29 protein-coding genes are annotated in these 26,415 nt (G+C 61.5%); 10 read left to right on the top strand and 19 right to left on the bottom strand.

Going from position 1 to position 26,415, the window contains the following annotated elements:
• Nucleotides 1-96 precede the first annotated feature (96 nt).
• Nucleotides 97-1,026 carry an AEC family transporter gene (locus GLP43_RS01425; protein WP_237277912.1) on the bottom strand — a complete coding sequence of 310 codons (930 nt, stop codon included), beginning with the start codon at nt 1,024-1,026 and terminating at the stop codon, nt 97-99.
• A 149-nt stretch (nt 1,027-1,175) separates the two neighbouring features.
• Here GLP43_RS01425 and GLP43_RS01420 point away from each other — a divergent pair, with 149 nt between their 5' ends.
• The gene (locus GLP43_RS01420; protein ID WP_237277911.1) at nt 1,176-1,793 is read left to right on the top strand and encodes a TetR/AcrR family transcriptional regulator; all 618 of its coding nucleotides are present in this window, start codon (nt 1,176-1,178) and stop codon (nt 1,791-1,793) included.
• Here the strand turns inward: GLP43_RS01420 and paaK are convergent.
• Both paaK and paaI read right to left on the bottom strand, forming a co-directional pair.
• A complete protein-coding gene (gene paaK, locus GLP43_RS01415; protein ID WP_037942643.1) occupies nt 1,790-3,100 on the bottom strand; it encodes a phenylacetate--CoA ligase PaaK in 1,311 nt (436 codons plus the stop codon). The two genes, GLP43_RS01420 and paaK, sit on opposite strands and share 4 nt — an antisense overlap.
• A complete protein-coding gene (gene paaI, locus GLP43_RS01410; protein WP_237277910.1) occupies nt 3,097-3,534 on the bottom strand; it encodes a hydroxyphenylacetyl-CoA thioesterase PaaI in 438 nt (145 codons plus the stop codon). The genes paaK and paaI overlap by 4 nt, the downstream gene beginning before the upstream one ends.
• Nucleotides 3,535-3,647: 113 nt before the next feature.
• Between paaI and GLP43_RS01405 the strand changes: the two genes are divergently transcribed.
• The gene (locus GLP43_RS01405) at nt 3,648-3,998 is read left to right on the top strand and encodes a DUF2794 domain-containing protein (RefSeq protein WP_037953992.1); all 351 of its coding nucleotides are present in this window, start codon (nt 3,648-3,650) and stop codon (nt 3,996-3,998) included.
• 31 nt (nt 3,999-4,029) lie between these two features.
• On the opposite strand, the gene GLP43_RS01400 is transcribed toward GLP43_RS01405, so the two are convergent.
• From GLP43_RS01400 to GLP43_RS01390, 3 genes are all read right to left on the bottom strand, one after another.
• Entirely contained in the window at nt 4,030-4,839 is an 810-nt protein-coding gene (locus GLP43_RS01400; protein WP_237277909.1) for a C40 family peptidase, read from the bottom strand.
• Entirely contained in the window at nt 4,836-6,218 is a 1,383-nt protein-coding gene (locus tag GLP43_RS01395; RefSeq protein ID WP_237277908.1) for a leucyl aminopeptidase family protein, read from the bottom strand. Before GLP43_RS01395 ends, GLP43_RS01400 begins: the two co-directional genes overlap by 4 nt.
• A gap of 67 nt (nt 6,219-6,285) precedes the next feature.
• Nucleotides 6,286-6,663 (bottom strand): hypothetical protein, encoded by a 378-nt coding sequence (locus GLP43_RS01390; RefSeq protein WP_005850435.1) that lies wholly within the window; start codon nt 6,661-6,663, stop codon nt 6,286-6,288.
• 149 nt (nt 6,664-6,812) lie between these two features.
• Between GLP43_RS01390 and GLP43_RS01385 the strand changes: the two genes are divergently transcribed.
• The gene (locus tag GLP43_RS01385; protein WP_237277907.1) at nt 6,813-7,463 is read left to right on the top strand and encodes a carbonic anhydrase; all 651 of its coding nucleotides are present in this window, start codon (nt 6,813-6,815) and stop codon (nt 7,461-7,463) included.
• A gap of 40 nt (nt 7,464-7,503) precedes the next feature.
• Nucleotides 7,504-8,103 (top strand): NYN domain-containing protein, encoded by a 600-nt coding sequence (locus GLP43_RS01380; protein WP_237277906.1) that lies wholly within the window; start codon nt 7,504-7,506, stop codon nt 8,101-8,103.
• 99 nt (nt 8,104-8,202) lie between these two features.
• Here the strand turns inward: GLP43_RS01380 and GLP43_RS01375 are convergent, their stop codons facing one another.
• From GLP43_RS01375 to GLP43_RS01355, 5 genes are all read right to left on the bottom strand, one after another.
• Complete coding sequence (locus GLP43_RS01375) at nt 8,203-9,225, bottom strand: aspartate-semialdehyde dehydrogenase (protein WP_005850430.1); 1,023 nt, start codon at nt 9,223-9,225, stop codon at nt 8,203-8,205.
• Nucleotides 9,226-9,301: 76 nt separating this feature from the next.
• Nucleotides 9,302-10,477 carry an MFS transporter gene (locus GLP43_RS01370; RefSeq protein WP_237277905.1) on the bottom strand — a complete coding sequence of 392 codons (1,176 nt, stop codon included), beginning with the start codon at nt 10,475-10,477 and terminating at the stop codon, nt 9,302-9,304.
• Nucleotides 10,474-11,250, bottom strand: a complete 777-nt coding sequence (locus GLP43_RS01365) for an aldolase/citrate lyase family protein (RefSeq protein ID WP_237277904.1) — start codon at nt 11,248-11,250, stop codon at nt 10,474-10,476. The genes GLP43_RS01370 and GLP43_RS01365 overlap by 4 nt, the downstream gene beginning before the upstream one ends.
• Nucleotides 11,251-11,374: 124 nt before the next feature.
• On the bottom strand, nt 11,375-12,049 hold the full coding sequence (locus tag GLP43_RS01360; protein ID WP_037942669.1) for a winged helix-turn-helix domain-containing protein: 675 nt from the start codon (nt 12,047-12,049) through the stop codon (nt 11,375-11,377).
• A 1-nt stretch (nt 12,050) separates the two neighbouring features.
• Entirely contained in the window at nt 12,051-12,344 is a 294-nt protein-coding gene (locus GLP43_RS01355; protein WP_009825534.1) for a hypothetical protein, read from the bottom strand.
• A gap of 187 nt (nt 12,345-12,531) precedes the next feature.
• Here GLP43_RS01355 and GLP43_RS01350 point away from each other — a divergent pair, with 187 nt between their 5' ends.
• The 3 genes from GLP43_RS01350 (at nt 12,532) to GLP43_RS01340 (ending at nt 15,107) form a co-directional block, all read left to right on the top strand.
• Nucleotides 12,532-13,101, top strand: coding sequence for a hypothetical protein (locus GLP43_RS01350; RefSeq protein ID WP_237277903.1), 570 nt, complete (start codon nt 12,532-12,534; stop codon nt 13,099-13,101).
• Nucleotides 13,102-13,287: 186 nt separating this feature from the next.
• A complete protein-coding gene (locus GLP43_RS01345; protein ID WP_237277902.1) occupies nt 13,288-13,905 on the top strand; it encodes a ribonuclease HII in 618 nt (205 codons plus the stop codon).
• Nucleotides 13,906-14,006: 101 nt separating this feature from the next.
• Complete coding sequence (locus GLP43_RS01340) at nt 14,007-15,107, top strand: site-specific DNA-methyltransferase (RefSeq protein ID WP_005850409.1); 1,101 nt, start codon at nt 14,007-14,009, stop codon at nt 15,105-15,107.
• Between the two features lie 151 nt (nt 15,108-15,258).
• Here GLP43_RS01340 and GLP43_RS01335 read toward each other — a convergent pair whose 3' ends face one another.
• Both GLP43_RS01335 and GLP43_RS01330 read right to left on the bottom strand, forming a co-directional pair.
• Nucleotides 15,259-16,410, bottom strand: a complete 1,152-nt coding sequence (locus GLP43_RS01335; RefSeq protein ID WP_237277901.1) for an alkane 1-monooxygenase — start codon at nt 16,408-16,410, stop codon at nt 15,259-15,261.
• Between the two features lie 78 nt (nt 16,411-16,488).
• The gene (locus GLP43_RS01330) at nt 16,489-17,553 is read right to left on the bottom strand and encodes an A/G-specific adenine glycosylase (protein WP_237277900.1); all 1,065 of its coding nucleotides are present in this window, start codon (nt 17,551-17,553) and stop codon (nt 16,489-16,491) included.
• 84 nt (nt 17,554-17,637) lie between these two features.
• On the opposite strand from GLP43_RS01330, the gene GLP43_RS01325 reads away from it, so the two are divergent.
• From GLP43_RS01325 to GLP43_RS01315, 3 genes are read left to right on the top strand one after another with little or no spacing between them, the layout of a single operon-like run.
• Entirely contained in the window at nt 17,638-18,147 is a 510-nt protein-coding gene (locus GLP43_RS01325) for a DUF721 domain-containing protein (RefSeq protein WP_237277899.1), read from the top strand.
• Between the two features lie 13 nt (nt 18,148-18,160).
• Complete coding sequence (locus tag GLP43_RS01320; RefSeq protein WP_237277898.1) at nt 18,161-18,874, top strand: DsbA family protein; 714 nt, start codon at nt 18,161-18,163, stop codon at nt 18,872-18,874.
• On the top strand, nt 18,874-19,986 hold the full coding sequence (locus tag GLP43_RS01315; protein ID WP_237277897.1) for a CaiB/BaiF CoA transferase family protein: 1,113 nt from the start codon (nt 18,874-18,876) through the stop codon (nt 19,984-19,986). The genes GLP43_RS01320 and GLP43_RS01315 overlap by 1 nt, the downstream gene beginning before the upstream one ends.
• Before the next feature lie 45 nt (nt 19,987-20,031).
• Here the strand turns inward: GLP43_RS01315 and lpxK are convergent, their stop codons facing one another.
• The 6 genes from lpxK to GLP43_RS01285 form a co-directional block, all read right to left on the bottom strand.
• Entirely contained in the window at nt 20,032-21,024 is a 993-nt protein-coding gene (lpxK, locus tag GLP43_RS01310; protein WP_237277896.1) for a tetraacyldisaccharide 4'-kinase, read from the bottom strand.
• Nucleotides 21,021-22,250: a 3-deoxy-D-manno-octulosonic acid transferase gene (locus GLP43_RS01305; RefSeq protein ID WP_237277895.1), complete on the bottom strand. Its 1,230-nt coding sequence runs from the start codon at nt 22,248-22,250 to the stop codon at nt 21,021-21,023. Before GLP43_RS01305 ends, lpxK begins: the two co-directional genes overlap by 4 nt.
• Before the next feature lie 6 nt (nt 22,251-22,256).
• A complete protein-coding gene (locus tag GLP43_RS01300; RefSeq protein ID WP_005850395.1) occupies nt 22,257-22,499 on the bottom strand; it encodes a DUF4170 domain-containing protein in 243 nt (80 codons plus the stop codon).
• Nucleotides 22,500-22,541: 42 nt separating this feature from the next.
• On the bottom strand, nt 22,542-23,336 hold the full coding sequence (locus GLP43_RS01295; protein WP_237277894.1) for a 3'(2'),5'-bisphosphate nucleotidase CysQ: 795 nt from the start codon (nt 23,334-23,336) through the stop codon (nt 22,542-22,544).
• Nucleotides 23,323-24,669, bottom strand: a complete 1,347-nt coding sequence (locus GLP43_RS01290) for a TldD/PmbA family protein (RefSeq protein WP_237277893.1) — start codon at nt 24,667-24,669, stop codon at nt 23,323-23,325. Before GLP43_RS01290 ends, GLP43_RS01295 begins: the two co-directional genes overlap by 14 nt.
• A 95-nt stretch (nt 24,670-24,764) precedes the next feature.
• Nucleotides 24,765-26,294, bottom strand: a complete 1,530-nt coding sequence (locus GLP43_RS01285; RefSeq protein WP_237277892.1) for a DUF2125 domain-containing protein — start codon at nt 26,292-26,294, stop codon at nt 24,765-24,767.
• Nucleotides 26,295-26,415: the final 121 nt, after the last annotated feature.

The following is a 26,415-nucleotide window of genomic DNA, read 5'->3' as shown; positions in this document are numbered from 1 at the left end:
GTCTCCTGTGTGTGGTTGGTCTATGGCTATCGGCCCTCGGTCTGCGCGGCAAGGGCAGGACGCTGCGCTGGCTGAGTATTTGCAAAAGGGTGAAGGCTAAAGCGCGGTGACCCACGCGATGACAAGGCTGACGCTGAGGATGCTGAGCAGCGTCGAGACAAGGATCGCGGCAGACACCCGTTGCGGCCCGACGTTATAATGTTGGGCCAGCATATAGACATTGCCCGCGACCGGCAGCGCGGCGGTGGCGATGATTACGCCCGCCTTATACGGATCGACGTTGAACAGCCACAGCGCGGCAAAGGCCACAAAGGCCGGGTGCAGCACCAGTTTGCAAAACGACAGCCAGCCCGCGACATGCAGCTTTTCCGCCGATTTCGTCGCCAGCGACGCCCCGATGGCAAAAAGCGCGCCGGGGGTCGCGGCCCCGCCGAGGATGGCCAGAAATTCGTTCATCGGGTCAGGGATCGGGATCTGCAGGCCGGACCAGATAAAGCCAAGGGTCATGGCGACGATCATCGGGTTTTTCACCAGCCCCACGGAAATCGTGCGCAGGGCGCGCAGGCTCAGCTGACCATCGCGCGCCCCGGTGATCAGGATCACGATGAGGCTGGAAAACACGATCAGATCCACCGCCAGAGCCAGCACGACGGGGCCGATTGCCTCTGCCCCGAGCAGCAGCGTCAGCATGGGCACGCCGAGGAAGCCGGTGTTGCCGATCACGGCACATTGCGCCTCCATCGCGGTGGCGGGGACATCGAGGCGGCGCAGAAAGCCTGTCAGCGTTGCGATGCCATAGACAAAACCCGTGCCCCATAGATAGGCCGCGACAAGGCGGCTGTCCCAGACCTCGGCCAAGGACAGGTTGGCGGAGAAACGGAACAGCATGGCAGAGAGGGCGAAGTAGAAGACGAATTTGGTCAGATAGGCCGTGGCCTCTGCCGTGAAGAACCGCGTGCGCCCGGCCCAATAGCCCAAGCCGATCAGCGCGAAAAAGGGAAGTGTCTTGAGAAAGATCGCCAGCATGTGAAATTGGTAGCGGCTGGCTGTGCTTCGTGCAACGGGGCAACAGTGCTGTGACGCAATTGCACAGGCTTTGGGGTGGGCTGTTGCATTTGGGACTTGGAACTGAACGGTTCAGTTTATACTCTGCCCTTCAAACTGCCGGAGCCTTCATGACCAGTGACCAGACCAGGGTTCGCAAGGGCCGTAAATTCGATCAGGTTCTTGCGGGGGCGCGTGATGTCTTTATGGCGGACGGGTTTGAGGGCGCGAGCGTTGATGCGATTGCCCGTGCCGCCGGCGTGTCCAAGGCGACGCTGTACAGCTATTTCCCCGACAAACGTCTGTTGTTCATGGAGGTCGCCGATACCGAATGCGCCCGCCAGTCACGGCAGGCTTTCGAAAGTATCGACACCGATGCGCCGCCGCGTGTGGTGCTGGGGCTGGCCGGTCGACATCTGTTGGGGTTCATCACATCGACCTTTGGTCAGCAGATGTTTCGCCTGTGTGTGGCCGAATGTGATCGGTTCCCCGAGCTTGGCCAGCGCTTTTATAACTCCGGCCCAGCTGTGGTCCGGCGTGAGATGGCGGGGTATTTCGAGACCGCTGTCGCCCGTGGGCAGTTGTGTATGAAGGACCCGCTACTGGCGGCCGACCAATTCGGAGAGCTCTGCAAGGGGGATGTCTGGCTGCGACTGACCTTCGGTATCATCGACAGGATTTCTCAGGCAGAGATCGACCGCGTGGTAGACAGCGCGGTCGATATGTTTCTGGCGCGCTACGCGGCTTAGCCCTTGGGCCGGTTGTCGATAATCCGCACCGCTTTGCCTTCGGAACGGGTAATGGTGTTCACATCGCCCACGTCGATCATCACGCTGATGCCCACGGTTTCCTTGATCTGCGCGGCCAGCTGCTGTGCCGCTGTTTGCCGGGCGGCATCGTCGACGGTGGCGTCGACACATTCGCACAGCACCCGCATCTGATCCATGCGGTCGGGCTTGCTGAGCTCGATCTGGAAATGCGGGGCGAGACCGGGGGTGGCCATCAGCGCCTCTTCGATCTGGGTGGGGAAGACGTTGACTCCGCGCAGGATGATCATGTCGTCGCTGCGGCCGGTGACCTTCTCCATCCGGCGCATGCTGCGGGCGGTGCCGGCCAGCAGGCGGGTCAGATCGCGGGTGCGGTAGCGGATGATGGGAAACGCCTCTTTGGTGAGCGAGGTAAAAACCAGCTCCCCCTGTTCGCCATCGGCCACGGGCTGGCCGGTTTCGGGGTTGATGACCTCGGGGTAGAAATGATCCTCCCAGATGTGCAAACCGTCTTTGGTTTCGACACATTCGCAGGACACGCCGGGGCCCATAATCTCGGACAGGCCATAGATATCGACGGCGTGCATATCAAACGCCTGTTCAATCTCGAGCCGCATGGCATTGGTCCAGGGCTCGGCCCCGAAGATACCCACTTGCAGCGAAGACTGGCGCGGATCGATGCCCTGACGCGCGTATTCATCCAGGATCGACAGCGCATAAGAGGGCGTGACCGTGATGCCGTCGGGTTTGAAATCCTCGATCAGGCGGACCTGTCGCGGGGTCATCCCGCCCGAGATCGGTACGGTGCTTAGCCCAAGGCTATCTGCCCCCAGATGCACCCCCAACCCTCCGGTAAACAGCCCGTATCCATAAGCGTTATGCAGCATGTCGCCGGGTTTCAGCCCTGCCGCGCGCAAGGACCGCCCCATGACACTGCCCCAATTGGCGAGGTCATTCTTGGTGTAGCCCACAACCGTCGGCTGGCCGGTGGTGCCCGAGGACGCATGAATGCGCGCCAGCTGGTCGCGGGGCACGGCGAACATGCCGAAGGGGTAATTGTCGCGCAGGTCGGTTTTGACAGTGAAGGGGAATTTCGCCAGATCGCTCAGGTCGTTCAGATCGTCGGGGTGGACGCCCGCGGCATCAAAGCTTTGACGGTAGAAAGGCACATTCGCATAGGCGTGGTGCAGGGATTTTTTCAGCCGCTCCAATTGCAGGGCGCTGATTTCATCGCGGCTGGCAAGCTCGATCGGGTCAAGCGACGATCGGGCAGGCGTGAGGTCTTTCATGGGGTCATTTCCTCCTCGAAATGGTGGCCTTTGATGGTGCGTGACAGGCCACGGAACAAGGCGATGGTGCGCCCGTCCTCCCCCGTGACTGTCACGTCATAGACGCCTGAGCGTCCGGTTCTGGATTGTTCGCGCGCCGCCGCGTGCAACCGTTCGCCAGCCTTCCCCGGTGCGAGGTAGGAAATCTGGTTCTGCTGGGCGACGGCAAGCTGGTTATAGCTGTTGCAGGCGAAGGCGAAGGCGCTGTCGGCGAGGGTGAAGATATACCCGCCGTGGGCGATGCCGTGGCCGTTCAACATGGCCGGGGTGACCACCATCGACAGATCCGCCACGCCGGGGGCGATATGGTCGATGCGCATTCCCAAAGATTGGCTGGCCGTATCAGTGGACCACATGGCAGCGGCGGATTTTTCGGCGCGGAGTTGCGGGGTCATGGTGGGCCTTTATGTTTCACAATTTCGATGCTTGCACAGATAATGTAACGCTTTCAAGAGAATTGATCGGTGGCTCTCTTGATTTGAGCGGCGAAGGGCGCAACTGTCAAAACATGACAGTGCATATTCATCCCTCACACCCGCAGAATGAACGCGCGCCCGAACAGGTTTCCTTTCACCGGACGGAGCTTGGCCCGATCCTGTCGCTCTATGGGCGCATGGTCGCGGCGGGGGAATGGCGCGACTATGGAATCTCTTCGCTGCGCGAGGTCGCGGTGTTTTCGATCTTCAGACGCACTGCAGAGATGCCGCTTTACCGGATCGAGAAACGCCCCAAGCTGCGGTTAAAGCAGGGGATGTACGCGGTGATCGGGGCCAATGGGCAGGTGCTGCGCCGCGGTCAGGATCTCGCTGCCGTGCTGCGCGTGCTAGAGCGTAAGATGATCCGCGCCGTCGACACCTAGACCGCCGCGCTGGTCGAGGGGGCGGATGGATTTAAGGCCATTTGGAAGGGCTGAGCCGTTTGTGCCCCGTCAGCGGGCCGTCAGTTTTGGCGATACGGGTCAGCGCGTCCTGGATGGATTCGCGGGTGACGGCCATATTGTACGCATTGGCGTGGATCATGGTGGCGGGGTCGAGCACCAGCGCCACATGACCTTTCCAGAACAGGAGGTCATTGCGTTGGATGTCGCGCGGGACCGGGCGTGCACCTGCTACGGGGTCGGCAAAGCTGATCTGCTGCTGGTCGCTGTCACCGGGGCAGGGAATGCCACAGGCGAGGAAGGCGGCCTGAACGAGCCCCGAGCAATCGATCCCCCAGCGGCTGTTCCCGCCCCAGAGGTAGGGCGTCCCGAGAAACAGCTCTGCCACGGCGGCGGGGTCCGGGAAAGCGTGCGGCAGCGGGGCGAGGTGTTGCGTTGGGATGTGGCCAAGCGAGGTCTGGGCAAATCGGCCTTCCGTTCCGGTCACCACAATGCGGCTGCCAAAGCTGAGGTTGCTGACATCCGGTGATTTCAGATCGGCACGCGCATAGGCGTGGGTGGCGGGTGCGGTGACGACGTGGGTCGGGACGGCCGCAGGACCGAGGGCGGTTTCGGATATGTAGCCGCAGTAGTTGTCCTTGGTCAGTTGCACATAGGCGGTGCCGTCGGTGCGATCCAGCACGGTCAGCGCCTCACCGTAGAGCGCTTGCCGGTCGCGGGGGCCGTCGGGACTGCGGTTCAGATCAACGATCGACAGGGTGATCTGCGCCGCCGTCTTTTCGGTGATCCGCTCGGGGTCGGGATGCAGGCGTCGGTCGGTCATTTTGACAAGATCGCCCCGAGGCTGGCATGCAGCGCGCGTGTGGCCTGACCCACGCCGCCTTTGGCGCGGGCAGGGGCGGCGCTTGGTTGCCAGCCGTAGATGTCGAAATGCGCATAGGGGCTGTCGGTGACGAAACGGCGCAGAAACAGCGCGGCGGTGATACAGCCCGCGAACCCGCCAGAGGGGGCGTTATCCAGATCGGCGATACCGGGTTCGATCAGCGGCTCGTAGGGCGTGTGGAAAGGCATACGCCAGACGGGGTCGGCGTGGGTGGCGGCAGCGAATTCCAACGCGGCGACGAAATCGGGATCGTCGCTGAAATAGGGCGCGAGATCGGGGCCCACGGCGACCCGTGCGGCACCGGTCAGCGTCGCCATAGAGATGATCTGATCGGGCTTGTCCTCGTCCGCCAGTGCCAGCGCATCGGCCAGCACCAACCGGCCTTCGGCATCGGTATTGTTGATCTCGACCGTGAGGCCCTTGCGCGACGTTAAGATGTCTTGGGGGCGGAAAGCATTGCCGGAGACCGAGTTTTCAACCGCGGGGATCAGCACGCGCAGTTGCAGGTCCAGCCCCGTGGCCATAATCATATGCGCCAGACCCAGCACCGCCGCCGCGCCACCCATGTCCTTTTTCATCAGACCCATCGACGCGCCGGGTTTCAAGTTCAGCCCACCGGTGTCAAAACACACGCCTTTGCCCACCAGCGTTAGCTTTTTCCCGGTTTTGCCCCAGTTCAGGTCGATCAGCCGGGGCGCGCGGTCGGCGGCGCGGCCGACGGTATGGATCAGCGGCAGGTTCTGTGCCAACAGATCGTCGCCCGTGATGACAGAGATCTGCGCCCCGTGTTGATCTGCCAGTTTACGTGCTGCGGCTTCCAGATCGGGTGGGCCCATATCCGAGGCGGGCGTGTTGATCAGGTCGCGCGTCAGCATTTCCCCTTCGGCGAGGGCGCGGATGTGATCGGCGTCGATCCCATCGGGCGCAACAAGGCGGGCGGCCATCGGCGATTGCGTCGCGTAGCGGTCAAACCGATAGGACGCGAGCAGCCATCCCAGAGCCTCCACCGCGAGCTCTGCCGCGGGCAGGTCGGCGTGCAGTTCATAGTCGCCCTTGGGCAGCTTTGCCGCGGCACCTGCCAGATGGAAGCGCCCCCGTTTGCGGGCGCTGGCCGTGCCGTAGCCTGCCAGCGCCATGCGCAGTGCGCCATCTTCGCCCGGCAGCGTCAACGCCTGCCCCAACGCGCCGGTAAACCCCTGTGCCGCGACCCAAGTGCGTGTGGCATCGGATTGCCCGTCGAGCCAGTCAGGCAGGGCATCGGAGGTAATCAGATGCAGCGGGATCGCAGCGGCGGAGGGGTCGGCGAAGAGAGCGGACATAGGGCTGGGCCTTTCGTGCGTGATAGTCGCGCGCAGCCTAGACGTATCCTGTGGCGCTGCAAGCCCGTCAAAGGGTTACATCCTGCGTGTCCCAGATCGCGGTCAGCGACCGTTCGCCGATGCGGATCAGCCGCGTCAGCGTCGCCCCGATCGCGACGTGACTGTTCTGGTCAATCGCGCAGATCACATCCCCCGCGACGTTTGCGAGCTTTTGCAGCCCCACCTGTTCGGCAATCGCAATCAGCGACCGGCAATTTTTACGCAGCTCAAGCCAGTTGGATGCCTGATACAGACGGTCGCAGTGCGACATGCGCAGGGCCAATTCCTCCATCGCGCGACAGACGACATCTTCGGCCCCTGATTCACCCAGTTGGTCATACAGAATACCCAGACGTTCCTGATCTACGCGGACTTGTTCGACTGGCCGCATTTGCAATACATACATTAGAGTCACCTCATCATTACGCCCCCACAGCGCATCTGCACTATGTCGGCCAATTGATGTCCAATTCGTTTACGGCCGCGTGCGTTTTCGCTCGAATACGAAGCGAATTCAGAGTATTTTGGCTAAAATTTAGTAAAGGCGAGACAGAGATGGATAACGCGAAACCGCTCCCGAATTATCTGGTTCAACGGTATCACGGGTGGAAAGCAACCAGTTACGCTGAAAACGAGTCGTGGTACCGCCGTTTGGCCACCGACGGGCAGCATCCGCGTGCGATGATCATTTCGTGCTGCGACAGCCGCGTGCATGTAACATCGATCTTTGGGGCGGATCAGGGTGAATTCTTTATTCACCGTAATATCGCCAACTTGGTGCCACCTTATCAGCCTGACGGGCAGCAGCACGGGACGTCGGCGGCGGTTGAATATGCGGTCCAGTCGTTGAAAGTCGCGCATGTTATCGTGCTCGGCCACTCCAGCTGTGGCGGTGTGCAGGGCTGTCTGGACATGTGCAAAGGCAACGCGCCAGCGCTGGATGCCAAGGACAGTTTTGTTGGTCGGTGGATGGATATCCTGCGCCCAAAATACGACGTTGTCGCGGACATCGAAGACCCGAAAGAGCAGGCGCGCCAGCTTGAGAAACACGCTGTTATGACCTCTCTTGAGAACCTGATGACGTTCCCCTTTGTGGCGCAGCAGGTCAAATCGGGCGAGCTGACGTTGCACGGCCTGTGGCACAACATCGGCGAGGGCGGGCTTGAGTGCTATAGCGCCGATAAAGAGATGTTCCGGCCCGTATAATGGGCTGGTCTGACAGGGACGGTTCCGGCGGCAGCTGCGCGTGATCGTTCCTGCGCTTTTGCTGACCGTGTCGATCATTGGTACGGTCATCGCGACCTCCCAACCGGTTTGGGGGGATCTGGTTTTGCTGGCGGGGCCTTGTGCCATCGCCAGCGCCATCTTGCTACTGCGCGAGGCGCGGGTTTGGTTGGCGGGGCAATCCCGGCGCAGTGCCCGTGGGGCGGTGGTGATTGACGGGTCAAACGTCATGTATTGGTGGGGCGGCACGCCGCTGATCACGCCCGTGCAGGACGTGGTACGGACCCTGAAAGACCTTGGCTTCAAGACAGGCGTGGTCTTTGATGCCAACGCAGGGCATCTGCTGACGAACGCTTACAAAGATGATGCGGCGCTGGCGGCGATGCTGAAGCTGCCGGTGGATCAGGTGATGGTCGTGCCAAGCGGATCGCCGGCCGATCCCTTCATCCTGACCGCCGCGCGCGAGATGGGGGCGGTTGTCGTGAGCAATGACCGCTACCGTGAATGGGCCGATGACTTTCCCGAGGTGCTGCGACGCGGACATCTGATCAAGGGCGGATACCGGCAACAAGAGCTGTGGTTCGACTTTGCCACGCTGTCAGACAAACAGAGCGCCGCCTGAACACCGGAGCGCCCGCGGCAGCGTTGATCTGAGCACGCCGGACGTGAAAAAGGCCAGCGCATCGCACTGGCCTTTCCCGACATAAAGATCAGGGGGCGCTTAGCCTTTTTTCAACACTTCGCGGCCCAGCAGTTCTGCGATCTGCACGGCGTTCAATGCGGCACCCTTGCGCAGGTTGTCGCTGACACACCACAGGTTCAGACCGTTGTCGATCGTGCTGTCCTGACGGATGCGGCTGATGAACGTCGCGAAATCGCCCGCACATTCAACGGGGGTGACATAGCCACCGTCTTCGCGCTTATCGATCACCATGATGCCGGGGGCTTCGCGCAGGATGTCGCGGGCCTCGTTCTCGTCCAGATGCTCTTCGAACTCGATGTTGATCGATTCGGCGTGGCCGACAAAGACCGGAACGCGGACACAGGTCGCTGTGACCTTGATTTTGGGATCGACGATCTTCTTCGTCTCTACCATCATCTTCCACTCTTCTTTCGTGTCACCGCTATCCATGAACACGTCGATATGCGGGATCACGTTAAAGGCGATCTGTTTGGTGAATTTCTTCGCGGGCTTGTCGTCGGTGGGGTTGTAGATCGATTTGGTCTGGTCCCACAGTTCGTCCATGCCGTCTTTGCCCGAACCGGACACCGACTGGTAGGTCGACACGACAACACGTTTGATCGTGGCGCGGTCGTGCAGCGGCTTGAGCGCGACAACCATCTGCGCGGTCGAGCAATTCGGGTTCGCGATGATGTTTTTCTTGGAATAATCGTGGATCGCGTCGGCGTTCACCTCTGGCACGATCAGCGGGATATCGGGATCGTAGCGGTACAGCGACGAGTTATCGATGACCACGCAGCCGGCCTTGGCGGCCTTGGGCGCGTATTTTTTGGTCGCTTCCGAACCGACGGCAAACAGCGCCATATCCCAGCCCGTGAAGTCGAACGTATCCAAGTCTTTCGTCTTGAGTGTCTTGTCGCCAAAGCTGACTTCGGATCCCATAGACTTGCGCGAGGCAAGTGCCACGATCTCGTCTACAGGGAAGTGGCGCTCGGCCAGAATGTTCAGCATTTCACGGCCCACATTGCCTGTGGCACCCGCGATGACGACGCGATAACCCATCTTAAAACTCCAATACTAAAATGTGATGGTGCGGGCCTCTTATACCGCTTGGGCCCGCGGGGGAAGGGGGCGTGGCCTATTCGCCTGCATCGCGGGAAAACAGGTAGACGAACAGACCCGCTGCCATGAGTGCGGCAAACAGGGTGAAAATCATCACATAGGGGGCCTGCGCGGTGACGGCGGGCTGGCTGGCCGCATAGACGCGGCCCGACAGGAACTGTGCCACGCCAACGCCACCAATGCTGCACAGGTTCAACAGGGTCATGCCCCGCCCGACCAGCTGCGGCGGCATAAAGCTACGGCCGTGGGCGATGATCACCGCATAGGTCGCGCCAAAGAAACCGACAGCGGCCATCAGCGCGGTGGCAAGAATGATGCCACTGTCGGGGAAGAGTACAAGCGCCACCAAGGCCGCAAGGTTCAGCGCCGTGCCTCCGACAATCACCCATTTCGTGCTGCCGATCACGCGGTCCAGCGGGCCATAGGCGAGGCTGCCTGCCACCATCGCGATTCCCATCAACAGGGTCGCCCAGCCGATCTGGTGAGCGTTCGCGGCAAAGACATCCTCGAAATAGGGACCGATCCAAAGCCCGCGCAACGCGCCGACTTGGGCGTAGCTGACGCTCATGATGGGAAAGATGAACCACAGCGCCTTGATCTTGAACACGCCAAGAAGGCTGCCACGTTGTTCGCCTTCGGGGGTGGCGGGGTCGCGCACGACGCCCCAGATGCCAATCGCCGTCAGCGTGGTGATGGCGCAAAGCCCCCAAAGCGACGCGCGCCAGCCGATCGTTTCCGCCGCAATCGCCATCGGATAGGATGCGACGAGATTGCCAAGCGTGCCGATGCCCACCATGACAGAGGCGAGCACGACAAAGCGGCTTGGTGCGAATTCACGCGCAAAGATATAGTAGGCTCCCATCAACACCGGCGCGCAGCCGATCCCGATCAGGACCATCGCCAGATTGATGTGCAGCGGCTGCGTCGCCACCGCGAACAAAGCCGCCCCGCCGCCTCCGCCGATCAGCAGCAAGCTGGCCGCCGTGCGCCGCGGCCCGACTGTATCCAGCGCCCATCCCACAGGCAGTTGCATCGCCGCAAAGGAGAAGAACCACAGCCCCGACGCCAAGGCGAGGTCTTCGGGCGTGGCACCCAGATCAACGCGCAGCGACGGGCTGAGCACGGCCAGAAAGGCGCGGAAAAACTGGCTGAGCACATAACCCAGCCCCAACAAAGCTACCCCGCGCGTCATTTCAGGGTGTCACGCCATTTGCCCGCAAGCGCTTGCGCCGCATGGCTGAGCAGCAGAACATCCGCCCCGACCGCAACAAACTGCGCCCCTGCCTCAAGCGCGTCGCGGGTCATGTCGTCGTGGGTGGACAAGATGCCCGGCGCCTTGCCCGCCGCGTGTATCTTGTGCAGCGCGGTCATGATCGCGTCTTGCACATCGGGGTGGAGCGCATTGCCCATGTACCCCATATCAGCCGCCAGATCCGCAGGGCCGATGAACACGCCGTCGATCCCGTCGACCGCAAGGATCGCATCTAGGTTCTCAAGGCCCTTCACGCTTTCGACCTGCACCAGCAGACAAATCTCATCATCCGCAGTAGTGCCGTAATCCGCGATCTGCGAGAAACGCGCGGCACGGGTCAGGGCATAGCCGACGCCGCGGTCGCCGTGGGGCGGATAGGTGACATCGCGCACCAGCTGGCGGGCCTGATCAACATTATCCACCATAGGCACCAGCAGGGTCTGCGCCCCGGCATCCAGCATCTGTTTGATCAGATAGGTCTCTCCCACGGGGACGCGCACGACGGGATGGCTGTCAGAGGCTTCAAGCACCTGAAGTTGCGCCATGATAGAGCGCAGGTCGTTCGGCGCGTGTTCCCCGTCGATCACCAACCAGTCAAAACCAGCGGTGCCCATCAGTTCGGCGCTATAGGTGTCCGCAAGACCCAGCCAGCAGCCAAAGACGGTATCGCCTTGTTTCAAAGCTTGTTTGAACGCGTTGAAGGGGGCTGGCATGGGCATGATCCTTGGTGCTGTTTCAGCGTACCCTAGGGTCAAGCATCACGGAGTGTCCAGAGGGGGCGCTGCCCCCGTCGCGCAGGCGCGACTCCCCCGGAGTTTTCAGGGCAAAATGAAGGGGTCAGATGACCTTGATCACGTCTTTGTCGATAGCCAGCATATAGCCGCGCCGCGCGATATTCTTGACCAGCAATTCCGATACGATCTGGTTGCCCAATGTATCGCGCAGCCGTTTGATGCGCGTGGCCCCTGCTGCTTCGTCGCAGTCAGCGGCGGTCCGGCCCGAGATCATGCCCTCGATCTCGGAGCCTGAGAGTACGTCGTCATCCATGCGCGCTTCGGCAAGGACCGACATCGTTTCCATCGCGGCGGCGGTCAGTTTGAATCCGAGGTTGTTGAGATAGACGGTGTTTTCCTCTCGGCTGATCAGGAGCGAGTTTACTTGTATCCCCACCCGTTCGATCTGCGCCATGCGGCGGTTGAAGCCCACAAGCATGATCAGGAACACCAGCGCCGCGACCAGCATGGCCGTCGCAAAGACCAGCAGCACGATGATCACGATCCGGTAGCTCGACAGGGTTTCTGAAAACGCGGTGCCCGATTGTGCGAGAATTTCAAGCAGTTTGATTTCGGCCTGAGTAGTCAGGTCGTCGTTCTCGACAAAGATGCGTTCGACCTGCGCGTTAAAGGCATTGGCGTCGGGCAGGGCCCATAGCAACAGCCCCGCGCCGATCAGAATGATCGCCACAACGGCCGCGATACCACCGCCGACAAAACGCCCGCCCGTGCGGCGCATCTCAGAAGCGGAGGAAATTTGGTCCGGCACTCGCTTTCCTTTGGTTTAGGCCATCCTTGCCAAAGACAGAGACGATCGTCAGCAACGTCCAGCCATTTGCAGCCAGCCGGTCCGTCAATTGGGCCTGCGCCGAGGCACGGCTGCAGTCACCGGATACCTGCGCCACACCATAATGCAGGCGCAAGGGGTTTTCCTGCTTTGCCTTGTAATCGGCAAAACATTCCGCCGCTTGGGCAGAGGGGGCGGAGAGGGCCAGAAGCCCCGCAGCAGCCAGGGAAAGGAGGATGTGTTTCATGACGATCAGACTGCGCCTATCCGGGCGGATATTCAATATCCATTGGGTCTGTACCGCTTTGTTATTCGATAACAGGGGGGTGTTATTGCCTGTCTGAGGGGGTGCGGCCAGTTTGATCCCACGGCCTCGCTCTTGCTGGCTTTGCATGGGGTGCTTCCCATGTTGCCCCAACCGAAAGGATCAGAGAATGCGCTTTACATTGCACCATAAATTCATCGCCTCGATTGCAGCCGCAGCCGTCGCTATCACCGCCTTTACCGCTGCCCCCGCCGCGGCGGGGGACCGCAACAGGGATCTGGCGAAAATCGCAGTCGGTGTTCTGGGCGTGGCCATTGTCGGCAAGATCATTCACGACAAGAACAAGCGCGACGACGAACGTGCACGGCAGGAAGTATCAAAGCACCGCCATGCGCCAAACACTGTGTACCGCGCCCCGCGGGCCGAGCGCGTGCCCGTCTACCGCGCGCCGCAATCGCGCCACCGAGTAGAGCCACGCCCGCTGCCCAAAGGCTACAAGCGCAAGCAGCACCGCACCCAAGCCAACGCCAAGCTGCTGCCCAAACAGTGTTTCCAGAGCTTCGACACGCGTCGCGGTCAGGTGCTGATGTTCGGCCGCCGCTGTCTTGAGAATAATTTCCGTCATGCCAACCGTCTGCCGCAGCAATGCGCGCAGCAGATCCGGACCCATCGGGGCACCCGCTATGGCTACGACGCCCGCTGCCTGCGTGGCGCGGGATACAGTTTGGCGCGCGGTTAATCTCAGCGTGCCAATACCGGGGGCATTTCGATGCTCTCGGGCGGGGAAGGGAGGGATGTTCGGGCATCCCTCCCTTTCTTATGTGCTGTGGATATCTTTTGGGATTGTGACATCGCTGTCTTCGCAAGGTCACAATTCGCGTGGGCGGGGCTTGAGCTTTGGCGCGGGTTGGGGTTTTCACGGGCCATGAAACCAGATTTTGAATTTGAACGGGCCGCCCATGCGCGCGGCTTTCTGCGGGTCGCCGGCGTGGACGAGGTGGGGCGCGGGCCCTTGGCGGGGCCGGTCACTGCCGCTGCCGTAGTGCTGGACCCGGATCGCATTCCCGAGGGGCTGAACGATTCAAAAAAGCTGACCAAACCTGCGCGAGAACGCCTGTATGAAGAGCTTTTGCAGGTTGCGGATGTCAGCGTTGCCCATGCCTCGGTCGAAGAGATTGAAGAGCTCAACATCCTGAGGGCGAGCCACCTTGCCATGGTGCGCGCGCTGGAGGGGCTGAAGACCCCTGCCGATTATGCGTTGATCGACGGCAATATGATCCCGCGCGATCTGACGTTGCCTGCCGAAACCGTGATCAAGGGAGACACCCGGTCGCAGTCGATTTCCGCGGCCTCAATTGCGGCTAAAATATGTCGAGATTGTGTCATGTTGTCCTTGGCGCAACAGCACCCCGGATATGGCTGGGAAACCAACATGGGATACGGGTCGAAAAAGCACATGGAGGCGTTGCAGAAAATTGGTGTGACCCCACACCATAGACGTTTGTTCAAACCCGTACACAACATGTTGTATCAAGATAAATAACTAACCACTTGATTCAAAAAAGAAATTGACCAGGAATCGTCTGTCGGGGCATCTTGTGGATAACCAAGAGCACACAATGTGCCGGGCAAGAGGCAGCTATTATGAAGACGATGACCAAGGGTGCGGCAGCACTCCCTTTAAACACGATCATTTCTGGCGACTGTATCGAAGCGATGAATGCGCTTCCGGCAGAGTCGGTGGACCTTATCTTTGCAGATCCCCCCTATAACCTGCAGTTGCGTGGCGACTTGCATCGCCCCGACAATTCAAAGGTGGATGCGGTGGATGATGCGTGGGACCAGTTTTCCAGCTTTGCCGTCTATGACAAGTTTACCCGCGAATGGCTCAAAGCCGCGCGGCGCCTGCTGAAACCCAATGGCGCGATCTGGGTTATTGGCAGCTATCACAATATTTTCCGCGTTGGCGCCGCATTGCAGGATGCGGGTTTCTGGATTTTGAACGACGTGGTGTGGCGCAAGTCGAACCCGATGCCGAACTTTCGCGGCAAGCGCTTTACCAATGCGCATGAAACCATGATCTGGGCCGGCAAGGACGAGAATTCCAAATACACCTTCAACTACGAAGCGTTGAAAGCGTTGAACGAAGGTATCCAGATGCGCAGTGATTGGGTGCTGCCGATCTGCACCGGTCACGAACGTCTGAAGGACGAGATGGGCGATAAAGCGCATCCGACGCAAAAGCCCGAAAGCCTGTTGCACCGTATCCTCGTGGGGTCGACCAACCCCGGTGACGTCGTGCTTGATCCGTTCTTTGGCACTGGCACCACAGGTGCCGTTGCCAAGATGCTGGGCCGCGACTTTATCGGGATCGAACGGGAAGAGGCGTATCGCAAGGTTGCCGAAAAACGGATCAAATCCGTACGCAAGTTCGACAAGGAAGCGTTGCAGACCACCACCTCGAAGCGTGCCGAGCCGCGCGTGCCGTTTGGCCAGCTGGTTGAACGTGGCATGCTGCGCCCGGGCGAAGAGCTTTATTCCCTTAACGGCCGGTATTCCGCCAAGGTCCGTGCCGATGGCACGCTTGTCGGGAACGAGGTCAAAGGATCGATCCACCAAGTCGGTGCGGCTTACGAGAAAGCGCCAAGCTGCAATGGTTGGACATATTGGTGCTACAAGAAAGACGGCAAACGCGTGCCGATCGATATCTTGCGCCAGCAGATCCGGGCAGAGATGGCCAACTAGGCCTCTCCCCATTTTCACACCCTATTTACGAACACCGCCGGTGTCCTTGCCGCCTCATGAGAAGGCGTGCCCATAAGGACACTCACCTTGGCCCCGCCCTTCATTGGCGGGGTCTTTTTCGTTTCAGGCGGTCACGAAGGTTCAGCGATGTTCAGCGGGGGTAGGGGGTCTTGCCCGCGTTATACTCGGCCCAGTCTGTGATCTCGGGGTAGTAGGTCCGGCGCCATTCCCGCACACGGGGGTTCATCACGCGCCGCCAGACCCAGGGCATCATCGCGGCCATTGTCATGACGGGGTAGCCATAGGGCAGTTGCGGTGCTTCTGCGTCGCCATAGGTTTGCAGCACGGGAAACCGCCGGTCGGGTTTGTAGTGGTGGTCGGAATGGCGTTGCAGATTGATCAGCAGCCAGTTTGACGCCATATGCGCCGCGTTCCACGAATGACGCGGCTGGACGTGTTCGTATTTGCCGTCACCCAGATGTTTGCGGGTCAGACCGTAGTGTTCGATGTAATTCACCAGCTCAAGCTGCCAGATCGCCACGCCCGCTTGCAGCAGGAACAGGCCCAGCCCGACCCAGCCGCCAAGGACCACGGCGAGGATCAGGCAGCCTGCTTGCAGCGCCCCATATTTGAAAAACGGGTTGCTCGGGTCGGTCCAGGATTTGCCCTTGCGTGCCAGCATCGCTTTTTCGGCGTGAAAGCTGGACACCAGCGACTGCCGCAGCACGCGCGGGTAAAAGCGGTGGAACCCTTCGCTATAGCGTGCGGTCACCGGATCGCGCGGGGTGGCGACATAGCGGTGGTGCACCAGCAGATGCTCAGACCGGAAGTGCGAATACAGCACCATCGCCAGCAGCGCATCGGCCCAGAAGCGTTCGCGTCTATTGCGTTGATGCATCAGCTCGTGGGCGTAGTTGATCCCGATGGTGCCCGTCATGACGCCGACGCCGAAGAAGACGGCGGCTTTCTCCCAGCCGGACAGATGCGCGGCTTGCGGCACGTACCAAAGCAACCCGAACAGCGTGAGAAACTGCACCGGCATCCACGCGGTCGTGATCATGCGATACCAGAACAGGTCACCGTCTGACGCGTCCGGATCGGCGTTGTTAAGGTTCAGCCCCGCAATCGCGTCGATGATCGAAAACAGATACCATGTGACCAGCGGCATCAGGATCACGGTCCAGCCGCCGACGGTGGCGGATATCCAGACCAGCGGGATCAGCGCAAAGGACAGGGCAAAAGGCAGCGCACGCCGGAACTGCGACAGCTGGTCGGTGCTTATGTTTGTGGTGGGCGAGGTCATGCTGCACGGCCTTTTCGGGTTATCTGGCCCAAGGGGTCGGGCACAGCTTTGGCTGCGATAAACTATGCCGCGCCGCCGCTAACGTAGCAAGTCATAGGCTTTGCGCATCACCGTGGGCAGGTCCGAGGGGCGGAAATCATCCCGCGCGACAAAATGCCCGCGTGCTGGCTCCGTGTCATCCGGCAGGGGCGCGTGCATGACGGTGAGCATCAGGTGAAAATGCGTGAACGTGTGCCGCACCTCCCCCGCAAGGGGTTGCCAGTCGGCGGGCGCAGGCGGGGTGCCTGCGGGGCGCGGGCCGTCGGCCTCAATCCAGTCGGTGCCGGGCCACCCGAGCATACCGCCGAGCAACCCTTTGTCGGGGCGCGTCTCAAGCAGCCATGCGCCATCCGCGCGCTGCCCCAGATAGACCGTGCCATGCCGGATCGGCTTCGGCTTTTTCGGGGTCTTCTTGGGCAGTTCGGCCGCCGTGCCATTGCGGCGGGCAAGGCAGGGATCGCGCCACGGACAAATGCCGCAGGCGGGGGACTTGGGGGTGCAAATCGTGGCCCCTAGATCCATCACAGCTTGGGCGTAATCTCCGGGGCGGGCGGTTGGGGTCAGCGCCTCTGCACGTGCCATGAGTTCGGGCTTGGCGGCGGGCAGTGGGGTGTGGATGTCATAGAGCCGCGCCATCACCCGCTCAACATTGCCATCCAGCACCGTGAACGGCAGGTCAAACGCGATAGAAGATACGGCCGCAGCGGTATAAGGGCCAATCCCCGGCAGCTTCAGCAAGGCCGCGTGGTCGGCGGGGAAGTGACCGTCATGATCGGCCACCACAGCGCGGGCGCATTTCAGCAGATTGCGGGCACGGGCGTAATAGCCCAATCCGGCCCATTCGCCCATCACATCCGCATCCGCAGCCGCTGCCAGATCAGCGACCGTCGGCCAGCGCGCGGTGAACCGTTGGAAATAGTCGCGGACGGTTGCGACGGTAGTTTGTTGCAACATCACCTCGCTTAGCCAGATGCGATAGGGATCGGGGCGCACGCCCTTAGCCCGCGCCGCTGGCGGCACGCGCCACGGCATCGCGCGCGCATGGACATCGTACCATTCCAGAAGGATCAGCGGGAGGTCGCCGGAGGGGTCGGTGTCACGCAATGTTTATAACCTTTTCGGTTGGGTATGGCTGGTGATACGAGGCGGGATCGCTATGTTGTGGCTAGTCATTCGGGAAAGATAGTCATGGCGCCACGGCGTACCAGTACAAAAGGGTTCAAAAGGACGGATAGCCTGCTTTCGGCCAAGATCCGTCAGGCGAGCGAGACTCGCGGCTTTGCCCAATCCCGTCTGTTGACCCAATGGGCCGAAATCGTCGGTCAGGACGTCGCGGCCATCTCGCGCCCTGTTGAGGTCAGCTATGGCCGGGGCGGTATGGGGGCGACGCTGACCTTGCTGACGACAGGGGCAAATGCGCCGATGCTGGAGATGCAGAAGGAACAGCTGCGCGCCAAAGTGAACGCCATCTACGGGTTCAACGCGATTGCACGGGTGCGGGTGACCCAGACGGCGGCCACCGGCTTTGCCGAAGGCCAGGTCGCTTTTGCGCCACAACCCAAGACCCATCCCGAACCACCGAACGACCCCGTTTTGCATCAGCGCGCTGCCGAAACCGTCAGCCCTGTCGCGAACGAGGCCCTGCGCGATGCACTTGCACGTCTGGGCGAGAACATATTGAACAAGACCAAACGCTGAAAAAGGAAATCACATGAAACCGACATTCCCCATCCTAGCGGCCGTTGCCGTAGCTGCCGCAGGTGGCTGGTACGCTTTCAGCGGTACAAATGCCGTGAACAGCACGCCGATCAACCCACTGGTCAGCGCGGCCAACGCGCAGACAACAAGCGCCGACAGCATGGACGCAGCGCAAGAAACCGCAGAGGCGACAGCCGAAACTGCAATTCAGGACATGACATTGGGCAACCCCGATTCAGCGGTCCAGATCATCGAATACGCATCCTACACCTGCCCGCACTGCGCCGCCTTCGACCAAGGCCCGTTCCAGCAGCTCAAGGCGGATTACATCGACAACGACAAAATCGGCTTCACCTACCGCGAGGTCTATTTTGACCGCTACGGCCTTTGGGCGTCGATGGTGTCGCGCTGCGGTGGCGAGGACAAGTTCTTTGGTATCACCGACATGATCTATGCCGGTCAGTCCGAATGGGTCCGCGCCGGAGAGCCTGCCGCGATCGTCGAAGAGCTGCGCAAAATCGGTCGTTTGGCCGGGCTCGACAATGCTGAACTGGACGCCTGTCTGCAAGACGGTGAAAAAGCACAGTCGCTGGTCGCATGGTGGGAAGAAAACCAGAAAGCGGATGACATCAGCAGCACGCCAAGCTTCATCATCAACGGCGAGAAATACTCCAACATGCCCTATGCCGAGATGAAAGAGATCATCGACGCAGCGCTGGAAGAATAATGGCGGCCCCGCTGGCAGGGCTCAAGGTTATTGAGCTGGCACGTATTCTGGCAGGCCCTTGGGCCGGTCAGACGCTTTCGGATCTCGGCTGCGAGGTGATCAAGGTCGAAAGCCCAGCGGGCGACGACACCCGCCAGTGGGGGCCTCCGTTCATCGAGCGCGGGGAAGATAAATCCGCCTCGTATTTCCACTCGGCCAACCGGGGCAAAGCCTCGGTTGTTGTCGATCTGACCACCGATGACGGTCAGGCCAAGATGAAAGAGCTTTTGGCCGATGCCGACATCCTGATCGAGAATTTCAAAACCGGCGGGCTTGCCAAATACGGGATGGATTACGCCAGCCTGTCCAAGCAGTTCCCCAAGCTGATCTATTGTTCGATCACCGGTTTCGGGCAGGACGGGCCCTATGCGCATCGCGCGGGCTATGATTTCATCATCCAGGGCATGTCCGGCCTGATGTCGATCACGGGTGAACCCGACCGTCAGCCGCAGAAACACGGCATGGCGATCACCGATATCTTTACCGGCGTCTATGCCACCACGGCCATTCTGGCAGCGGTACACCAGCGCAGCCAGACCGGCGTGGGCCAGCATATTGACATGGCACTGCTGGATTGCGCTGTTGCGGTGACGGGCAATCAGGCGATGAACTATCTGACCACGGGCAATGCGCCGACGCGGATGGGCAATGCACACCCGAACCTGACCCCCTACGAGGTGTTCGCATCCTCTGACGGGCACCTGATCATCGCCACGGGCAATGACGGGCAGTTCCAACGGCTGTGCCGGATGCTGGGGCTGGACGATATGGCAACCTCGGCAGACTATGCCAAGAACGCCGACCGCGTCGCCAACCGACCCGAGATGATCCGCCGTTTGAACGGGGCTACCAGCCTACGCACCCGCGACGATCTGCTCGCCGCCTGCGAGGCAGAGGGCGTGCCAGCAGGGCCGATCAACGACATGGCCGATATGTTCGAAGACCCCCAAGTCATCGCGCGCGGCATGAAGGTCGAGCTGGACGGTGTGCCGGGCATCCGGTCGCCGTTCAAATTCTCGGGGGCTGAACTGGCTTTGCATCGCGCCGCGCCAAAGCTTGGGCAGGACGACTAGGGTCGCCCCGACACGCTGCCGGAGCTTCGTTGGAAGCTCTGGCGGTTATGCCGGTTTCGGCAGTTGATCCAGCGCGGCAAACAGCGCGTTTTCAGGATCGAACTTCAGTCGCACAGGCAGGGTTATCACCTTCATTCTGAAAGACGCGGGCAGACGCACCGCGTCTTTTTCTGTTGTGACCAACTGTGCGCCGCGCAGGGCGGCATCCGCCTCTAGGCGTCCCATCAGCGCAGGGTTCAGCGGCTGGTGATCCTCCAGCGCTTCGGCGTGGACAATCTCTGCCCCCAGATCGCGCAGGGTGGCAAAAAACTTCTCGGGATGGCCGATGCCTGCGAAGGCCAGCGCGCGAGTATCAGACCAATCCATCCCCGTTTGCAGAGGGGCGAGCTCGGCACGCACATGCGGTAATTCTTGGGGCAGCCCTGTGGTATTGAATTGCGCCTGATCTTGCGCACCACCGATGGACAGCACGATATCCGCCCGCGCCAGACCCGTGGCGACCGGTTCGCGCAAGGGGCCCGCAGGCAGGCACAGCCCGTTGCCGAACCCCTTGGCCGCATCCACCACCACGATTGACAGGTCCTGATGCAGAGCCGGGTTCTGGAAGCCGTCGTCCATCACAATCACCGATGCCCCTGCATCCGCCGCCGCCTGCGCCCCCGCTGCGCGATCCTGCGCAACCCAGACATCGGCAAAGGCGGCCAGCAGCAGCGGTTCATCCCCCACCTGCGCGGCGGTGTGGCGCGACGGATCAACCTGCACCGGCCCCTTCAGCGTGCCGCCGTAACCGCGCGACACCACATGGGGCGTGTGATACCTGTCGCGCAGGTGTTCGACGACAGCCATGACCGTTGGCGTCTTGCCCGTGCCCCCGGCGTTGATGTTGCCGACGCAGACCACCGGAATATCCAGACGCAGCGGCGTGCCGGCCGCCAGCCTGCGGGCAGTGGCCTTGGCATAAAGCGCGCCCAGAGGTTGCAACAGGCGCGCGCGCCAATCGGGCGTGGGGCGGTGCCAAAAGGCGGGGGCGCGTTTCATGATATGGCCTCTCGCTGGTCAAGCGTTTCCTGTACAAGGTCAATCACCTTGTCGGTGACGGCCGCACCGCGGCTGATCACATCCCACCCCGCATGCGCCATCGTCGCTGCCTGATCTGGCGCGATCAGCCGGTTCACGGCGGTGCCAAGCGCGGTGGCGTCATTCACGATCCGCGCCGCCCCTTCGGCAGCCAGTCGGGTATAAAGCGGCAGATACCGCCGGACTTTCGGCCCATAGAGCACAGCCGAGCCTAGGGCCGCGGCCTCGAACGGATCACAGCCGCCGCTGCCGTTGATCAGGGAATTGCCCAGAAAGGAGACAGGGGCCAGCCGGTAGAACAAGCCGATCTCTGCCGGATCATCGGCGATCATCACCTGGGTCGAGGCATCGGGATAGCCCGCGTCGCCCCATCGCAGCACCCGAAAGTTCTGATCCTCCATCCGCTGCGCGAAAACATCGGCCTGCTTCGGGTCGGCGGGCGCGAGGATCAGCAGCAGCCGGTGAGACAGGCGCAGCCCTTGGCGGTGCGCGGTGAGCACGGTGTTCAGCTCACCCTCGAGTACCTGATTGGCAAACCAGATCGGGCGCCCCACGACCGCAGCTGACAGATCGGCCAGATCGGAATCCATACAAGGCAACACGCGGCCACCGGCCTGAAGGGCGGGGGTCAGCTCTATGTCCTTGCGGGCAAGCCCAAGCCGGACAAGCCGTTGCATCCCCGCCTCTGACCGCGTCATGATCGCCGAGAAATGCATCAGCAGATCGCGGGTCAGATCGCGCAGCCACCGGTCGCGCCGCCCGTCAAAGCCGTCGCTGTCGGCATCGATCAGGAACATCGGGCAGGCCTGTGTGGTCATCTCTGCAATCATATTCGGGTGCAGACGCCCCCATGCCCAGACACAGGCGTCGGGCTGCCAATAATCGATAAAGTTTTTGGCAAGCGTCGGGTGGTCCTCGGGCAGGGTATCGATCAGCACGTCGGCTTCGCTACACGGTGGCAGGTCGACCGGCACCAAGGCTTGGGGAACGGTGATCAGAACGCTGAGCCCCGGACGGCTCCGGCACAGGCGAATGGCCAGATCCTGTATCGCGAACAAGCTGCCGGGTTCGGGGGCGTGGCACCAGACCAGCTCTCCGGTGGGGTGCTTGGCCACGGGGGTGAATGGCGGCACGCCCCCGCGACCGGTAAAGGCGCGATAGGCCGACAGCCCAAGCGACCGCGCCATAAGAGTTTACCCCAGCTCTTCGGTAGAGGAGGCCGCAGCCTCTTCGTCGCGCAGACGGTGCAGATGCGCGATAAAATACCGCATATGCGCATTATCGACCGTGCGCTGTGCCTCGTTTTTCCAGGCGTCATAGGCGCTGGCGTAGTTTGGAAAAATCCCGACGACATGGATGTCATCGACGTTTTTAAACGCGGTACCGGTGGGCGAAATCAGTTCGCCCCCAAAGACGAGGTGCAGGCGTTGGGTCATATCGCGGTCCTTTGTTTTCAAACAGATGGCCTTGGGGCCAATCTAAGGGGTGGCTTGGGTCTGGGCAAGGCCGCTTAGCAGCGCCGCATGGACGGCACCGCCCCCCGCAACGACACCGTTCAGGCGTGGGTCGGGGTTGTTGAACCGTAGGGGTTGCCCTGTGCGGTCGGTGCATTGCCCGCCGGCTTCGGTGACAATCAGCGCCCCTGCGGCGATGTCCCATTCCCAGCTTTTGCGCAACGTGACCATGCCGTCAAAACGGCCCTGACCCACCAGCCCCAGCCGATAGGCCAGTGACGGGCGGTGCGCGCGTTTGAAGCCGGGGTCGCCCTTGGCCCAATGCTGCATATCCATCACCGGTTTCGTGGCCAGCACGGTCGCCTCGGGCAATGTGGCTATGTCGGAGACGGAGATGCTTTGTCCGTTCAGGGTGGCACCGGCCCCCGCCGCCGCGGCATAGAGCCGGTCGAGCATAGGCAGGAACACCACCGCCGCTGTGATCCTCCCGTCGCGCGCAATGGCAAGGGAATGGGACCAGGTGTCGGACCCTTCGATAAAGCTGCGTGTGCCGTCAATCGGGTCGACGATGAACAGATCACGCTGCCCCAGTCGCCGTGTGCCGTCGTCGCTTTCCTCGGACAGCCAGCCATAATCCGGGCGTGCCGCCGTCAGCGTCTGGTGCAGCATCGCGTTCACCGCAAGGTCAGCCTCGGTCACCGGACCGGCATCATCGGGCTTGTCCCAACGCTGCGCGGTCTTGCCGGTGAAAGAGGTCGCAATCTGGCCCGAGCGGCGTGCGGCCTCGATCAAAAGGGAGAGGTCATCAAGCGCCGGCAAGGGTCATTCCCGAGACAAGAAGCGACGGCACAACGCGGCTCAGATGCGCGCGCGCGTCATTGGCCGGTACGATCGATTGCAGCATATCACGCAGATTGCCCGCGATGGTACATTCGTTGATCGCGTGGGTGATCTCGCCGTTTTCGATCCAAAGACCGGAGGCCCCACGAGAGTAGTCCCCGGTATTGGGGTTGATGGTCGACCCGATCATCGATGTCACCAAAAGACCTGTGCCCATATCGCGGATCAGGTCTGCGCGGGTGGCGCTGCCCTGGGACAGCGCGATATTCCATGTGGCCGGACCGGGGTTTGATCCGGTGCCGCGTGCGGCATTGCCGGTCGGGGTCAGCCCCAGCTTGCGCGCGGTTGCCAGATCAAGGGTCCACCCCTGCAACATCCCGTCGTCCACAATGGTGCGGCGCGACGTTGGCAGCCCTTCGCCATCGAACGGGCGCGACCCTGCGACGCGGGGGCGAAACGGGTCTTCGATCAGGGACATGCCCTTTGGCAGCACCTGTTCGCCCATAGCGTCGCGCAGCCACGAGGCACCGCGTGCAATCGCCGTGCCGCTGATCGCCGACAGAAGATGCCCGATCAGAGCCGAGGAAATGCGTTCGTCAAACAATACCGGATAGGCCCCCGTGGGCGGTTTGCGTGCACCCATGCGTTCAAGAACGCGCTCACCGGCTTTGGTCCCGATGTCTTCGGGGCTGCGCAGGTCGGTCTGGAAGATGCGGCTGTCGCCGTCATAGTCGCGCTCCATCCCTGTGCCGCTGCCGGCGATTGCAACGCAGGACAGCCCACGGTCGGTACGGCGGTATCCACCTTCGAACCCGTTGCTGGCCGCCATAAATACCTGTTGCGCGCCATAGCCCGCACCCGCGGACTGCACCTGACTGACACCTTTGACGGCCAGCCCTGCGGCCTCGGCGCGGGCGGCATCCTCTTGCAACGCTTCGGGCGAAGGCTCGGGCGCGGGGTCGTAAAGCTCAAGCGCCTCGACATCCCAATCCGTCGCCAACTGGTCGGGATCGGCAAGGCCGATGTAGGGATCTTCGGGGGCCTCTTTCGCCATTGCCACCGCGCGGATCGCCATTTCCTCGATCGTGCGGTCCGATGTGTCGGAAGCAGAGACATTGGCAGAGCGTTGCCCGACAAAAACCCGCAGCCCGATATCGACGCCCTCGGCGCGTTCGGCCTGTTCCAGCACCCCGCCACGCACATCGACGTTCACCGACGTCCCGCGCACGGCCATCGCATCAGCACTATCCGCACCCGCTTGACGGGCGGCATGCAGCAACGACTTGGTCAGCGCCTCAATGGATTGCGACATGGGGGGATACTCCTTGAATGGGTGAAAGACTGCTAGCGCCCCTGCCGCAGCTGTGCAAGGGACGCCAGTCGCTGGAGGGCCATGGCCGCGAAGGGTTACTTGATCCGCTGCCCATTGGCGAGGATTTGCCCGTCGCGGGTAAATTCGAGCTTGGATTTCAGCGTATCCTCCTCACCCTCGGCCGGGACGGCGAACATGCCCATCATCATACGCGCCCCCATCGCCATCTGCGCAGGCAGCAAGCCCGAGGACACCAGCGTATCGATCAAGGTGTTCCCGCCCACCAGCTTGAGGTCAACAGCGCCCGACGGCTTGAGCGCCGTGGGGTCGTTCTCGTCATGCTCGAACGTGACCGCGCCATTGCCGGTCAGTTTGGCCCCCAGTGCATCGACGATCAGCGCATTCAGGTTCACGCTATCGAGCTGTGCTGGCACCTGTCCGGTCTCGGCCATTCTGGTCGCGGCCTCGGGGTCAAAGTAATCCATCAACAGCCGCGCCTTGCCAGTCACATCCAACGACAGGTTGGCCGGATCGCGGGGCAGGGTGCCTTGCGGGTTGATCATGCCCCAGACCATATCCGACATGGTGAACCCTTCGAGGTTCAGCCCAAGGGCCACGTCCTGCGCATCGTCGGTCTTGAGCACCGGCGCGCTCAGGTTGAACGCCGCATTATCGAGGCCGAAGGACAGAAGGAAAGGAAACTGCTGCGGTTGCACTGACAGCGCCATGCCCTGACGCGAACCGGCATAGCTCATCCCGTTGGCGCTGGTTTCAACCGTCAAACGCCCCCCTTCAGAGGCGACAGCGGCAGACATATTGCCATTCTCGGGGTCTTCGATGTCGACCGTCATGGTGCTGTTGCCGCTGGTAAACGTGCCCGCGCCGGTCATGCCTGCCCGCAGCATTGCGGCCATATCACTGGCCTGCGCAATACCCAGCGGCAACTGCCCGTCGCCGTTGAACGTCATATCCGTCGAGGTGCCGTTGATCGTCGCGATGGCGGGCTCTTCGGGGTCTTTGAACCGCATGTCAAACGTCATCGACGCAATGGACCCGTCCTGCGCATAGGCGCGCATATCGTCCAGCACCGATTTAGAGGCGTATTCGACGTTGTTCAGCACCACATTCAGCGCCGCGTTGTCGGGGCCGAAGGTCTCGTCGCCCACCGTCATCTGATCCAGCGTCAAGCCTAGAAGACCGGCAGCATAGGCGCTGCTCAGGTCGGTCGGGGTCCCGCTCACGCGCATGTCCTGGCCAGTCTGGTTCACGATAAGCGCTGCGCGCACGCGGTCTTCATCCGGGTCGGTCGGGGTGATTTCGAACACCAAGGGCATTGCGTCGGGCATGACCACCGACACGGTGCCATCGTCGTTTTGCACAAGGCTCAATTGTTCAAGCGACATCGAGATTTGGCCTAGATCAGGCTCGCTCGTCAGATCAAAGCGGAGATTGCTCACGGCGAGCGTATCACCGGATGCCTTTTCGGTGGCCGTCAGCGTATAGCCCATGCTTTGCATGTGGTCCTGCCAGTCACGCCACACATCCTGCGGCGTCACATCCGCCAAAGCGCTGGACGAGGTGAAAAGAACTGAAAGGGCGGCACTGCCGAAGAGAGGGCGGATCATGAAAAATTCCTTTGTCGCAAATCGCGGGCGGCTATCCGGTGACAGCGCGGTTGCGCTAAAGGTAAGCGCCCGACGCCACCTTACAAGGCAAAGCGACCCGCGCCAATCTGCGATGTTCCGC

This window comes from Sulfitobacter sp. M39 (assembly GCF_021735935.1).
Taxonomy (GTDB): Bacteria; Pseudomonadota; Alphaproteobacteria; order Rhodobacterales; family Rhodobacteraceae; genus Sulfitobacter.
Note: the sequence above shows the minus strand (reverse complement) of the source record. Positions and strands in the feature narration are given on the sequence as shown.